The organism is Pseudoalteromonas sp. S1650 (genome assembly GCF_005887195.1).
GTDB lineage: Bacteria > Pseudomonadota > Gammaproteobacteria > Enterobacterales > Alteromonadaceae > Pseudoalteromonas > Pseudoalteromonas simplex.
In genome coordinates this window covers 1-12,704 of the sequence record NZ_PNDF01000014.1, presented here as the reverse complement: position 1 = coordinate 12,704, position 12,704 = coordinate 1, and the positions used below count along the sequence as shown (strand labels likewise).

The window sequence follows — 12,704 nt, the reverse complement described above, 5'->3', positions numbered from 1 at the left end:
TTTGCAGTACAGGTGCTATTTGATTAACAACTCAATCTCATCACTTTGGTTACCGAGCCTATCAATAGCAATTACCTTAATTACCTCTAATGGTCGTTGTCCTTCAGAGGCCGCAACAGAAATTACACTCTCCTCACTTGAGTAGATATGATATTGCCACTGCTGTGCATATTTTAGATAGACAAGTAACTGTGATACTTGCTCAGAATTAGAATGACTCCAAGTAAGATGGATGTCTTCGCCAACATAATTCATATCAACATTAACAGCCGCTAAGTGCGGCGCAGCTATCCACGGAGTTTCTGGTATTAATGCTTGATGCTGATAAACGCCTTGTGCAATCACATCACTCATCAATTGGCTGCCATCAAGTGCTGCTACATTCCAAAACACTGTACCGGGTGATGTTGATAAAAAACCACGATTAATCATGATTTGATTCACGACTTCATCAACGCCGGCCTCATCAAATGAGCGTAACGCATTAATACCAGGCCACAGATGTCGTTCATGCGTATTCTGAGATTGCCACCAACTTAATAAGAGCGGGTAACTTTGTGCATACTGGTTTATTGGCCAATAAAGTTGCGGCGAAAAATAGTCAAGCCATCCTTCATTAAGCCAAAGCTTAGCATCAGCAAACAGCTTGTCATATTGATCCATCCCGCGAATAGTTTCAGGTTCACCAGGTCTATAGATACCAAATGGGCTTATGCCAACAAGTACATGAGGCTTCGATTGCTTTACTCGTTGATATAAGCGTTTAACGAACTGATTTACAGCTTCACGACGCCAATCACCTATCGAAAGTGCCCCGCCTTCAGCCACATATTGCCTGTATTGTTCAGCATCAGGAAAATCTTCATCGTTGTTGTAAGAAGGGTAAGGGTAAAAATAGTCATCGTAATGAATACCATCTAAATCATAGCTATCTACAAGTTCGGTTAATACATTTAATGTATGTGAAACCACGGCTTGATCGGTTGGTAAAAACCAATAGGTCTCATTTTTGAGTTTTACTACCTTATCATTCATTTTTTCAACAACTGATTGTTCTGAAGTTGGGCCCCCTATATGATGATGAGCACGATAAGGGTTTATCCATGCATGCAACTTTAAACCTCGTTTATGTGCTTGCTCTATCCAAAATTTTAATGGGTCATAAAACGGCTCAGGCGCTTTACCTTGCTCACCAGAAAGGTAATAAGACCAAGGTTCGTAAGAGCTTTGATACAAACTATCGGCTTGCGGTCGAACCTGAAAAATAACCGTATTAAAGTTATGTTTTTGAAGTGAATTAAGAATTTGAATAGCTTGTTCTTTTTGCTCTATCACTGACAGCCCTGGCTCATCAGGCCAGTTAATATTGGCAACAGTAGCAACCCATGCCGCACGAAACTCCCTTGCAACATGATCTTGATGGATGTTACCTAACAACTGCTTTTCAGTATTAGACATCTCCTTTATTTGTACGAAACTGCACGCACTCAAAACAAAGCATATTATCAAAGAGAAAACGTTTTTAAAGTACATTGTATACCCCACAAAAAAGGCACAACAAAGACTTGCTGTGCCTACATGTATCAAATTCAAAAGGAAAAATTAAAACTTCATTTGTGCGCCAAGTAAGAAACGACGACCATAATCGTGTATCGCTAATGGGCGATTAGCATCTGACATGCCAGTGCTATTGCCCGACGTTGCTTCTTGCTCTTCATCCGTGAGGTTAATTGCTTGGAATACAAGGTTTAAATCTTCAGTAACATTGTAACTAATATTAAGATCATACTGACCAAAACCATTTTTATATTGGTTCAAACCAAGATAGTTAGTGTAGAAATACTCTGAACGATAAGTATAAGAAACACGGGCACTAAAGGTTGTGTTTTCATAATATACTGTCGCGTTAAAGGTATCTTCTGAATTATTAGGTAAAACGGCTTCTTCACCTGCCTCTTTTTGCTCTGCAGTTTGTTTTAACTGTGCATCTGAATAGGTGTAGTTTGTCTGTACTCCAAAGCCGTAAGGGAGTTTCTGCGTGTAGTTAACTTCAAAACCTGAGTTCTCACCGCCTAAACCGTTCAGAGGCTGGGTCACTAAAAAATCACGAACTTCTTCCACGCCTGTATCAGGATCTGTCCAGGTCCATTGTTTTTCAATAGTGGCATTGGTTATGTATGAGTCGATATCTTTATAAAAATAAGCAAACGATAAAATAGATGATTCATTAAAGTACCACTCAGCAGATAAGTCATATTGAGTCGCACGGTAAGGCTTCAGGTTCGGGTTACCCTCAGAGCCTTTACAGCCTGTAGCTGCAGCACAATAACCACTTTTGCGGGCAGATAAGAAGTCATAATCCGGGCGAGACATGACTTTTGCCGCAGCAAAACGCACAACCACATCATCTGTAAAGTCGTAGTTGATATTCACACTCGGCAAGATATCATCGTAGCTATTAGAGCTATTGATATCTTGAATATTTTCAGGTGCAAAGCTGCGCCCTGTGTATTCAACAGAACGAGAATCTAGCTCTGTTTTCACAGCTCGAACCCCAAAATTACCGCGCCACTTATTATGATCGAACACCGCTTTTACATACCCTGCGGTGACGGTTTCTTCTAAATCGAATGTGTAATCAAGGTGTTCATATGGCGCTGTAGAAGGTGTTGTTGATGATATCCAATCAGCATATTTTGAATTATCAAACTGCCATAAAATTGCATTATCTGTCGAATCGCTTGCGAACATGCCTAAGTTAAATTGTTCACCATCTGATGATACTTTTGGATAATTCGCTTTTATTAAACTTGCAGCTTTTGAATGCTCTCGGTACTTAACCCCAGCCTTGATTGCTTTGAAGAAGTCGCCATCTAATAGATACTCAAAATCTAGCTGCCCGTAAACTTCCTTTGAGTCGTTGTATATGTCATTTTTATGGTTGTAGTCTAAGCGATAATCATCAGCGCTTAAATCAGCGTCTAATGTTACATCTGGCGTTCCATTGTCTAATGTAAATGATGCGCTTGTATTTGCGTAATATTCTGAGTAAACATCACTTACTTCACCATCAGCCTTGCTATAACCTAGCTGACCTGTAACAGTGTAATTGTCTGCTTTATATGTCACTTTTAAATCGTGCGCTTGAGTTTTAAACTCCCCCTCATAACCTGCATTGCCATAATATCCTAAATTATTATGGGCCGGCAGATCGCCCGAAATCAAAGTGCCATCAACAATGACTGGATTTTCTACATTTGCAATGTTTTGCAAAATAAAGCCGCTTGAGTATGTTCCGTATGACTCATGCTCAGATTTTGAATATAAGTTATTAAAAACAAAATCTACGTTGTCATTAGCTGCATATTGAAACGTCAAAGTTGCGGTATCTAAATCACTATCACTTGCGTATCGGTTATAGCCTACCGCGCCAGGGTAAAACTCTGCGTTGCCATCTTGATCTGCATCGGTACTGCGATAGCCGAATCGAACTTCTTTGCTATCACGTTGGGTCGCAGTTTCTTTATGAACAAATCCTAGATTAAAACCAAAATCTTGTGCTTCATTTTTCCACGAATACAAACCAGAAAGGTACGGTTTAGTTTCTTCAGCATTTTCAAAATGATAAGCCTTAACAGAGAGCGCTGCGTAATTCGCTTCACTATCGAGCGGTTTACGAGTTTTTACAACAACGGTACCACCTATAGAACCCTCATCAATGTCTGCTTCTGCCGACTTATATACTTCAAGAGTATCTACTAATTCAGCTGGTAGCAGCGAGTAGTTAAACCCTCGTGAAGGACGCGTAATTGAAGCTGAAGCAGTTGCTGAAGCAACGTTTTGCCCGTTTAACAAGGTAATATTTAAATGCGGTGCAGTACCACGAATACTAACTCGGTCGCTTTCACCACCTAGGTCTTTTTCAACTTGTACACCCGGAATACGCTGTAGTGCATCAGCGACAGTTTGATCTGGAAATTTACCAATATCTTCAGCAGAAACGGCATCAACTACACTGTTTGAAAAGCGCTTCATATTAATGCTTTTCTCAACTGATGCAGCATAACTTCTTACTTCAATCTGCTCGATATCTTCTTTAGTTGCTTTTTTCTTTTCTGGCAGTTGATCAGCTGCATAAACAGATACTGATGTACTTAAAACTAAAGTAGGAATAAGTGCTTTTTTAACACCAGCCGCTAGCGCTGAGAATTTTTTATTCATGGAACTGTAACCTTATAGTTTTTGTAAAGTGAGAGATTTTGTGACTACAAACTACATAAATGCTCTTAAGAACAACAATTGGTAACAACTTTATTGTTACAATGCGGCTACAATATTAGTAATAAATTATAAAATCAAGATATTTTATTCTGAAAAATACACTTAGGGTAAAATATTTAATTCTCAAATTTTAAGCGCTCACCACCCATAAAGAGATAAACTAAATACAATCAATACCTTGATAGCAATGAAAAGAGAAGAAATCAAAGCTGCTTTTAAAGATTCATAGGCTGCCTTGATGTTTTAAAATCAGGGAATTAATTATTCCAAAACTAAATCAAACACAACATTGACACTTGCTCTGAAGGTAATCGATTCTTGTAAATACTTACCTTCTGGGACTGTATTAATACGTGAGCCCGTTACCATGATTCGTTCAATATTTGTGTTGCTGCCATAGCCAAAGTGACTACCTACTTCTTGTGATTGAATACTATACACCCGACCAAGTTTCGCTTCGAATGCGCTAGCAAGGCTACTTCCCTGCTGTTTGGCATTCGCAACTGCTTTATCAAGAGCGGCTTGCTCGTAATCTGAGGCTTTGCTTGATAAAAGTTGAATTTGCTCGATTTGATTGACACCCACTTTAAGCGCAAAGTTTAAAAAGCCATCCAAAAGGGAGAGTTGTTTAAGGCTGACTTTGACCTTGCGGGTAGCGCGAAAACCATCTTTAACTTGGTTATCGTTTTCGTCATAGCGCATGTTCAGCTCTACGAAAATTCGACCCGCAGAGATACTTTTTTCGTCTATTGAGAAATTATTTAAGCCCGCAAGGAGTTCATTTACTTGCGCATCTACTTGCTGCTTAGCCTGCACACTTTCAGCTTTAACAGCTTCAAACTCTAACGTGATATCTGCCCTATCAGGGGCTGTACGCACAACAGCCTCACCTTTAACAACAATATGGCGATTATCCGGCAGACTTGTTGCAGCCATCGCAGAGCTGGAACACAAAACCAGTGCTAACAAAGATTTAAGCATCATAACCTCTCCTTAGAAAAAGTTATGATGCCTTGCTAGGGTGTGAATGTATAGCAATGTATGCTGTTTTTAAGTGTAAATAGTTGCGAAGAAAGGAAATTAATTAATGAAAAGCTAACACGGCATATTATGACAAGTTGCTAAAATATGCCGTCTTTTTAAAGATTTGCTTAGTGAGCTAGTACGCTTAGCCACTCATCTGGGTTTGCTAAAATGAACTCAAATATATCGTTATTATTTAAAGTTATGCGAATTCCATCTGCTGTGATTGGCAAAATACCCGCGCCTTTACCTGAACACTTACCAACGTTATTGATTTGCGCTCGTGAAAATGTGTATGGGCCTAAGCCTAGCTCTTTATTAAACGGTTCAAAAGCAATGTCTTGTTCAGTAACTACAAGCTTACCATCCGCTTTTGCGACACCCGATTGAATAGTTGCTGCTGACTCTTTAACTGTGTGTGCGTGCATATCCTTTACTCCACTTAACATATGAGTGTTAGTCTACACTCAATGAAACCTTAAAATTGCGTACCAACTTAAGATACAGCAAGTACAAAAAAAGTACAGTAGAGTTAGTTAATTTAAAACATTATCTTTTAAAATAGTTATTGTTCACTGATCTGTAGTTTATTGTTAAATCGCACATAAACGATTGCTCCACCCTCAGTCTTTAGCTGATGTTTAAAACCGGCAACTGACGAGAAGTAACTACCAGCCTCAATTTGTTTTGCTTCACTATGTTCAACAGATCGGTAGTTAAGCTCGCCGCTGATCAAAACTGCGCGTAATGAACCTCTTTCACTTGTTAATTGCCCATTAAAACCCGCATCAAGTTTAACTAAAACACCTTGTTGATTTTGTTTTTGCCAAAGAGGGGTAAGGGTAACATTTTTAGAGTCTAATGACGTTAACTCATCACTATTGAACCATACCATGTTGTCTGAATGAAGATTGAGTGAGTGCTCGCCATTATTAAACTGCGCCTTAGAAGGCTAAACCAAATAAGGCCCTTCATCGATTTCAAGGTATATGAGATTGGTCTCAGCCTTAGCAGCTGTTATGTGATTTTGCCCTGCAGGTTGCGTCCAAAATGACCCTGTTGCCATCCAATCCAATTCCGCATTTGGGTCATCATTATGCATCAGTCCTTTAATGACAATGCCACGGTATGAAATATTATGAATATGCGCAGGAGATGAAAAGCCCGGTTTAAAGCGCACTAGCATACCGGTTGCAGAATCTATTGTTCTGTCGCCCCATAAGTTTGCTGCGCCAGGGCTTTTGTCACCACGTAGAGGGTTTAAATATCCCCAGTTTACGGACTCTACGGGGACAAGTTCAGACTGGGGATTATCCAACCTTTTTTCATCAGCAGCGGCTGAAAATGCAGCAATAAGTACTACACTTGTTGTTAGTGATAATAGCTTTAACATATTAAATTTCCTCTAATAGCAAACCCAAGAGAAGTCTCTTGGGGTTACAAATCTTGTTGTTAGCACAGTACTAATTTATTTCTTGTACCTTCATCACTAACTCCGGCCAATTACGCTGATTTTCTATGTCATGCTCAAGGCCTTGCTCATCGGCAATAGTGAAGCGCTTAATTGCAGGTGTTTTACTGGTTGCTTGATATAACCAATATGCTTCTGCTTTTAATGCCTCCGCAATTGGCTTATCAATTGATTCATATACCATTTGTTTGCATGCATTAATTGATTCAGCAGGAAACTGAGCAATTCGGTTTGCTAGCGTATCAACGTATTCATCAATCTCATCGGGGTTAAGCGCTTTATTAATGGTACCCATGCGCTCAGCCTCATCTGCATCAAAATCACGGGCACTCAAAATAATTTCTAAAGCACGACCTAAACCTGTCTGGCGAGCCATTCTTGAAGCACCGCCACCACAGGGTAAAATACCCATACCAACTTCCATTTGCATAAATTTAAACTTACCACGAGCTGCAAATCGCATATCAAGCGCTAGCGCTAGTTCATGGCCACCACCGCGTGCAAAACCTTCTAGTTTTGCTATTGTTGCCTGCGGCACTTTACTTAAGCGCTCACAAATTGATTGTAAGTCCAGCAGCTTCGCTTCATCGCGTGAAACAACTTCAACTGACATATCTTTCAATAGTTCAGTATCATAGTGGCAAACCCAAATTTCAGGGTTTGCTGATTGAAAAATAACAACTTTAGTGTTTTTATCTCGCTCTAAACGCATTGCTAAACTATTTAAATCAGCAAGCATTTCTTGGCCCTGAACATTAACTGGCCCAAAATCAAACGTAACAGTTAATACACCACCAGACTGAGTAGTCGTGAATGTTGTAAATCCTTCGTATTTCATAATTATCCCTAGTGTTTTTATTGGTTGCGGCTGTAAAAAAGCTATCGTAAAAATAAACTCTAAATTTTTACATCTAGACGAGTTAAAACTTCGTCCATCGCCATAATCAAAGTAGTATTTTTTGCTGTATCAAACGCATCTGGATGTGGGTTCGAAAATGCACCAATATCATTATCAAAATAACGGCCAGTCATACCTGTAAATTGGTCACTTAACGCAGCCTTAACTAAAATATCAGCCCCTATAGCCAAATTTTTTCCTTGTGAACCATATGCTTCCTTAACCATTTTGCTTCCTAAAAAAGAGGCTGGATTAACTGCCACTAAAGAAGGAGTATTGTCTGCCCATTGTTTTGCCAATTGTAGCGTCCACATAGTTAGCGCTAATTTACTTTGCGCATAAGCACTGCTATCAGACAATGCTTGCAAGCCTTTAAGTGCTGCAATACTAACCGGTGCTTGCGCCGCTGAAGATAGGTTCACTATGCGACTATTTTCATTCATAAGAGCAGATAAAGTTTTGGTCAAAATATAAGGCGCAATCGTGTTCACTAAAAAGCGTACATCTAGATCTCCCTCGCCTAGGTTATTTGCTATTTTAAAAACGCCAGCATTATTGATCAGTACATCAATATGTGAATATTTAGCTTTGACCTGATTGGCTAATTCAACCACCTGTTTTAGCTCTGATAAGTCAGCTAAAAACGTATCAATTTTTGCACTGCTATAAAGCGCCTCTATCAACTCTTTTGCTTGTAAAAGCTTTTGCTGGCTACGACCATGAAGTAAAAGCGTATGACCTAATGAAGCAAGTTTTTTTGCCGTCTCAAGGCCAATGCCATCTGTAGCGCCTGTTAATAAAATTGTTTTAGGCATACATAATGATTCCTTTTAATAAGGGGTCAGTGAAGTTAGTCAAGCAAATAAATTCATCACGGCTATGCAGTTGATAAATAAGGCTTACTTTCACATATAAAACTCTCCCCTTTAGTTGCATTTGTCATGTTTAGTTTTACAAATAAAGCTTAAGGCTTTGGATAAAACGAATAAATAACGTATAAAAAGAATCAGAATTCTGATTTTCGAGATAATTGATGGACACTAATTGCATTAAACTATTTGTGTTAGCGGCTGAGACACTCAACATTAGTGCTGCAGGCGAGCAGCTGGGCCTTACTCCATCTGTAGCAAGTGCCTGGTTAGCCAAATTAGAAATGCAAGTTGGAGCAGACCTATTCCACAGAACGACAAGGAAAGTAACTTTATCACTTGCTGGCATGGAGTTTTTACCTTATGCCAAAGAGATCCTTGCTCAACAAGAAGCCGCGCTTGCAACCTTAGGACAAGGTAACCTTAATATTAGCGGAACATTGAGGTTTGCTGCATCAAGTACGTTTGCGCAGCGCTTTATCATGCCTATTTTGCCAGAATTCCTAGACCGCTACCCAGATATAAACCTTGAACTCATGCTCTCAGATGGCCAAGTTAAATTAATTGAAGGAGGGTTTGATCTAGCACTGAGAAACCTCGCTGTGGAAGATAGTAGCTTGATTTGCAGACGCCTTGCCAAAGACACTCGGATATTGTGTGCCTCACCAGACTACTTGGCTCGTAATGGCACTCCGAGGAATCCTGAAGAGCTTATCCAACATCAATTATTAGTGTTTTTAAATACCAAACCCCGTAAGTTAATTACCCCTAATTGCAGCGATCATTTTAGTTTTCCACCTGAAAAAAGTAAGCCACGCATTTTGTGTGATGATGGCGCAAGTATGCGTATAGCAGCAAAAGCTGGCGTGGGTATCTGTATGAGTTCATTGTGGAATATTCATACTGAGCTAGAAGCAGGTTCTTTAATTCGAGTTTTACCTGATTATCAAATAAGTGATAACAGCGCTATCTGGCTTGTATACCCGAAATCAAATGTACTTACGGCTAAAGTAAGAGTTCTTATAGATTTCTTAGTCGAAAAAATAGGTAACTCGCCAGAGTGGGAAACGATAAATAAAAAATGATTACTCTATTATGAGCACCCTGCACGATTTAATAGCAAAAACTAATACCTATGCGCTTAATTAGGTAGACTATTTTGAGGCAATAAAACCTCGTTGATAACAAAGCAAAAATTTCATTATTTAGTTATTTTCGGCAATTGCTCCCGCATTGCTCTCCCTTCTGTATCCATGCAGTCGAAAATCAGAAACTCTTAACATAGGTAGCAATAGCCTTACATAAAACATAATTAAGTATTATTAAATAATGATATAGGTAAAACTTAAGTAATAAAAGTCACGGATTGTCTTTTTAAATGCTATGCTTAGAGTTACTAATTAGTAGGTACAAGACTCATGACTCAATCGCTAAAGAAAACTCAAACAAGGCTGAGAGTAAACGCGGTAATTGTTATTATATTAGTCATTCTGCTAACAGTGACTTCATTATTCTTTTACAAGCATGTTGATAACCAATGGCGTGATTATTCCAATACTGCAAGCAACGTTTATGTTTTACATGACACCTTGGTGCAAAGGTTAGGATATGGTGGCTTTATACACCACTTTAAAAATCTAATTTTAAGAAAAAATGTTGATCTTTACCTCCCTAGTATAAAAAAAGAAATTTACGAAATAAAAGTAATACTAGAAAAGCTAGAAGCAGTAGAAAATTACGACAAGCAAGCTCTCGGCGGTGTAAGAACGACCCTAGCTAATTATGAGGAAAAGCTTGATTTAGCGCTCAAAATGATTGAACAAGGCGCTTCTAGTGAAGCTATTGACGACATTGTAAAAGTTGATGATGCGAAAGCCCTTGCAGCTCTATCTGACTTTGAAAGCCACGTAAACACCATGCTTAAGAAAAAGAGTGTGGCGATTAATGAAAACTTTAAATTTGCATATACAGTTCATATTCTGACGATTGTACTTTTGGCTGGTATTTTGCTCTTTTACTTTAAAAAGCTATCTACCTCATATAAAGAGCAACAAGCTTTAACTGACCAAGCATTAGAAGGGGCAAGAATTAAATCAGAATTTCTTGCTAATATGAGTCATGAAATTAGAACCCCCTTAAATGGTATTATGGGTTTACTACAAATCCTGCAACCTAATGTTCAAAAGCCCCAAAACATAGAAATTGTCTCAAAAGCTCTTTTTTCATGCCGATCATTACTTACTATTATTAATGATATTTTAGACTTTTCTAAAATGGAAGCGAACGAGCTTACAATCGAAAATGTTAACTTTTCTTTGATAAAAATAGTTGAATCTATAAATTCTGATTTTTTACCTATCTGTAACGAAAAGTCTATCGAGCTAAACATTGATATAGACAAAAATGTCGAAAATATATGGATTGGTGATCCTGTTCGTATTAGGCAAATAATTTTAAACCTAGTTTCTAACGCTGTGAAATTCACAGAGCAAGGTGGTATACAAGTTATTGTAAAGAAAAAAGTAAAAAACTTAATCCCAGGTATCGAGTTACAAGTATTAGACACAGGAATAGGTATGAGTGAAGAAGGTTTGGCAAATCTTTTTCAACGCTTTCAACAGGCTGATAATAGTATTACACGCCGCTTTGGCGGCACAGGCCTTGGCATGTCAATAACAACAAACTTAATTAAACGGATGGGAGGTACTATAGACGTTGATAGTAAATTAGGCGAAGGCACACACTTTACCATATTTTTACCGCTAGAAATAGCAGAGCAGCAGCAAATCATAGAAAGCCCCCATATAACTGATGTTCCCAATCTTGAAGGTAAAACAGTTCTAATTGCTGAAGATAACCCACTTAATACTATGGTCATTCAATCCTTAATGGCCGAAACAAATGCCAATGTTCAGTTTGCCAAAGATGGTCTAGAGGCTATAGATTTATTTAAAAAAATAAACCCTATGCTCGTCCTGATGGATATCCAAATGCCAAAAATGGGGGGGATTGAAGCCTGTGCACACATTCGAGCATTAAACCCTACGACTCCGGTAATCGCGTTAACAGCAAATGTCATGAAAGAAAATATTATTGAATACAAGAACTGTGGTTTTTACTGCCATGTTGGTAAGCCCGTTGAAAAACATCTACTGTTTGAAGCCTTGAATAATGCCATTTCACAGCACAGCCAAAACTTATCTGATTAATAAAAACGGCCCCATAATTAGAGAACATGACTCCAGCACTAACAGTTTAAATCCCAACAGCTAGTGTCTGAGAAATGATAAAAAGACACCCATGTTTAAAGATAATTAATCACCTACTTTAGAGAGGACTAGAGACATCACGTAATTAGACACCCACTTTTGGTAAAATTAGCATATCAATTGCATTTGACTTAGCGAAAAAGATCGCTCATAGTCGAAAAAATCATCAATACACATAAAATCTAATAATAAACACATCTAATTTGCTTGTAATGAAACTATATAGAGGAAGCTTGCAATGCCTTTCCTCAACAAAACCAAGCTTTAACAAATTAGAGAGTAGCAATTTATTATAAAATGCTATGCAAATGTGGGGAGTGCATTATGAATCGCAAGTCAAAATTAATTTATCGTATTATGTTAGCCTCAAAAGTTAACAACTCTAATAAAGAAATTTCTATTGATAACCTAAAACAGAATTGCTGTCTTTCTGAAACCGAACTACTCAACATACTAAAAGAGCTAGAAATAAAGAAACTTATATGTTGGGATTCTAGCAAGTCAACATTTATGATTTCGAGTTAACTTACTAGTTTTTAAAGTATAATCAACCTAAGATTACTTGCGAAACAAATTGTCAATTGTTTAACAAAAAAGTGAATAAACTACTTTCTGTTTCTCACTCTTTAGAATTACAGCTAAGCTTATAGTGTTCAACTCATGGAGGAGAAGAGCATGGCAACCCCTCGTAGAAACTTAATTAGCGTTTCAAACACGCCTTACTATCACTGTATTTCACGCTGCGTTCGTCGCGCTTATTTGTGCGGGCAAGACCCACTAACAGGTCGTTCGTATGAACACCGGCGCGATTGGGTTGAAAAGAAACTACTTCAACTTGGTCGTATATTTTGTATTGATATTTGCGCCTACGCGGTTATGAGTAACCATACTCA

At 38.3% G+C, this 12,704-nt stretch carries 8 protein-coding genes and 2 pseudogenes; 3 read left to right on the top strand and 7 right to left on the bottom strand.

The genetic code is table 11. The features are described from left to right. Nucleotides 1–15 precede the first annotated feature (15 nt). The 7 genes and pseudogenes from CWB80_RS03950 to CWB80_RS03920 form a co-directional block, all read right to left on the bottom strand. Nucleotides 16–1,458, bottom strand: coding sequence for a glycoside hydrolase family 10-like protein (locus tag CWB80_RS03950; protein WP_249362508.1), 1,443 nt, complete (start codon nucleotides 1,456–1,458; stop codon nucleotides 16–18). Between the two features lie 144 nt (nucleotides 1,459–1,602). Continuing rightward, nucleotides 1,603–4,221: a TonB-dependent receptor gene (locus tag CWB80_RS03945; protein ID WP_138600019.1), complete on the bottom strand. Its 2,619-nt coding sequence runs from the start codon at nucleotides 4,219–4,221 to the stop codon at nucleotides 1,603–1,605. A gap of 321 nt (nucleotides 4,222–4,542) precedes the next feature. Next, on the bottom strand, nucleotides 4,543–5,265 hold the full coding sequence (locus tag CWB80_RS03940) for an SIMPL domain-containing protein (RefSeq protein ID WP_138600020.1): 723 nt from the start codon (nucleotides 5,263–5,265) through the stop codon (nucleotides 4,543–4,545). A 167-nt stretch (nucleotides 5,266–5,432) separates the two neighbouring features. Then, nucleotides 5,433–5,732, bottom strand: a complete 300-nt coding sequence (locus tag CWB80_RS03935; RefSeq protein ID WP_138600021.1) for a hypothetical protein — start codon at nucleotides 5,730–5,732, stop codon at nucleotides 5,433–5,435. A 137-nt stretch (nucleotides 5,733–5,869) separates the two neighbouring features. Then, a pseudogene (locus tag CWB80_RS03930) lies at nucleotides 5,870–6,697 on the bottom strand (DUF4437 domain-containing protein). A gap of 70 nt (nucleotides 6,698–6,767) precedes the next feature. Further along, nucleotides 6,768–7,613, bottom strand: coding sequence for an enoyl-CoA hydratase/isomerase family protein (locus CWB80_RS03925; protein WP_138600022.1), 846 nt, complete (start codon nucleotides 7,611–7,613; stop codon nucleotides 6,768–6,770). A gap of 59 nt (nucleotides 7,614–7,672) precedes the next feature. After that, the gene (locus CWB80_RS03920; RefSeq protein ID WP_138600023.1) at nucleotides 7,673–8,488 is read right to left on the bottom strand and encodes an SDR family NAD(P)-dependent oxidoreductase; all 816 of its coding nucleotides are present in this window, start codon (nucleotides 8,486–8,488) and stop codon (nucleotides 7,673–7,675) included. 218 nt (nucleotides 8,489–8,706) lie between these two features. Between CWB80_RS03920 and CWB80_RS03915 the strand changes: the two genes are divergently transcribed. From CWB80_RS03915 to CWB80_RS03905, 3 genes and pseudogenes are all read left to right on the top strand, one after another. Continuing rightward, on the top strand, nucleotides 8,707–9,627 hold the full coding sequence (locus tag CWB80_RS03915) for a LysR family transcriptional regulator (RefSeq protein ID WP_138600024.1): 921 nt from the start codon (nucleotides 8,707–8,709) through the stop codon (nucleotides 9,625–9,627). A gap of 333 nt (nucleotides 9,628–9,960) precedes the next feature. Continuing rightward, nucleotides 9,961–11,751: an ATP-binding protein gene (locus CWB80_RS03910; protein ID WP_138600025.1), complete on the top strand. Its 1,791-nt coding sequence runs from the start codon at nucleotides 9,961–9,963 to the stop codon at nucleotides 11,749–11,751. 735 nt (nucleotides 11,752–12,486) lie between these two features. Further along, nucleotides 12,487–12,704: pseudogene (locus tag CWB80_RS03905) on the top strand (transposase); the annotation flags it as partial.

Coding starts and splice junctions, on each gene's coding strand:
- CWB80_RS03950 (WP_249362508.1), bottom strand. CDS start 1,458: ATGTCTAATACTGAAAAGCAGTTGTTAGGTAACATCCATCAAGATCAT.
- CWB80_RS03945 (WP_138600019.1), bottom strand. CDS start 4,221: ATGAATAAAAAATTCTCAGCGCTAGCGGCTGGTGTTAAAAAAGCACTT.
- CWB80_RS03940 (WP_138600020.1), bottom strand. CDS start 5,265: ATGATGCTTAAATCTTTGTTAGCACTGGTTTTGTGTTCCAGCTCTGCG.
- CWB80_RS03935 (WP_138600021.1), bottom strand. CDS start 5,732: ATGCACGCACACACAGTTAAAGAGTCAGCAGCAACTATTCAATCGGGT.
- CWB80_RS03925 (WP_138600022.1), bottom strand. CDS start 7,613: ATGAAATACGAAGGATTTACAACATTCACGACTACTCAGTCTGGTGGT.
- CWB80_RS03920 (WP_138600023.1), bottom strand. CDS start 8,488: ATGCCTAAAACAATTTTATTAACAGGCGCTACAGATGGCATTGGCCTT.
- CWB80_RS03915 (WP_138600024.1), top strand. CDS start 8,707: ATGGACACTAATTGCATTAAACTATTTGTGTTAGCGGCTGAGACACTC.
- CWB80_RS03910 (WP_138600025.1), top strand. CDS start 9,961: ATGACTCAATCGCTAAAGAAAACTCAAACAAGGCTGAGAGTAAACGCG.